This is a genomic window from Acinetobacter brisouii (assembly GCF_008993995.1).
In the GTDB taxonomy this organism is placed as follows: domain Bacteria; phylum Pseudomonadota; class Gammaproteobacteria; order Pseudomonadales; family Moraxellaceae; genus Acinetobacter; species Acinetobacter brisouii_A.
In genome coordinates this window covers 1-293 of sequence record NZ_BKNN01000196.1, presented here as the reverse complement: position 1 = coordinate 293, position 293 = coordinate 1, and the positions used below count along the sequence as shown (strand labels likewise).

The following is a 293-nucleotide window of genomic DNA, read 5'->3' as shown; positions in this document are numbered from 1 at the left end:
ACACGCTTTTTATTGAACCAATCTACCCAGTTTAGTGTCGCAAGTTGTACATCTGCTAAACCTTGCCAATCTGCTTTTAAATATTCAATCACCTCTGTTTTGTATAAGCCATTCACCGTTTCAGCCAGTGCATTATCGTATGAATCACCAGTCGTACCGACTGATGCTCGTAAATTTGCAGCTTCTAAACGATTGGTATAGCGAATAGAAAGATATTGAACACCTCTATCGGAATGATGAATCACATTCTTTGGCATGCCTCGATCGTGCAATGCTTGCTCAAGTGCATCGAG

General features: G+C 41.0%; 1 protein-coding gene. It reads right to left on the bottom strand.

Going from position 1 to position 293, the window contains the following annotated elements; genetic code table 11:
* A partial coding sequence (locus GBN19_RS15635) for an integrase core domain-containing protein (RefSeq protein ID WP_151778722.1) occupies positions 1 to 293 on the bottom strand: 293 nt, incomplete at both ends.